This is a genomic window from Ruminococcus sp. N15.MGS-57 (assembly GCF_000980385.1).
Taxonomy (GTDB): Bacteria; Bacillota; Clostridia; order Oscillospirales; family Ruminococcaceae; genus Hominimerdicola; species Hominimerdicola aceti.
In genome coordinates this window covers 1-402 of sequence record NZ_LARF01000144.1, presented here as the reverse complement: position 1 = coordinate 402, position 402 = coordinate 1, and the positions used below count along the sequence as shown (strand labels likewise).

General features: G+C 46.3%; 1 protein-coding gene. It reads right to left on the bottom strand.

The genetic code is table 11. The features are described 5' to 3' along the window. On the bottom strand, positions 1-402 hold a 402-nt coding region (locus tag WS40_RS11010), incomplete at both ends, for a recombinase family protein (RefSeq protein WP_046442326.1).

Here is a 402-nt window from a genome sequence, read left to right as displayed (position 1 = left end):
AGGCATACAGTACATCATAGCGGATATAGTGCATGGAACACTGGCGTAATCCCTGTCCGTACTTACTGCAATGGTAGTGTGCATAGGGATTTTTGTTCTGGCTGTTTACACCATAAGCCAATGACCATCCGCAGTCCGCACATTTTACCAGCCCGGAAAATATCTGCGTTGTGCCATTCTTCTGTCGTCTGCGTCTGCTTGCAATCAGCTCCTGAACTTTTTGGAACACTTCTTCGGAAATGATGGCTTCGTGGGTATTTTCCACACGATACCATTCTTCCTGCGGCTTCCGCACCTTTTTCTTGTTCTTGAATGAAATGTTGCTCTGCTTGTTGTGAATGCTGTGACCGATGTAGGTTTCCTCTTTCAAAATGCTCTTGACCTGTGCTATCGTCCACGCAT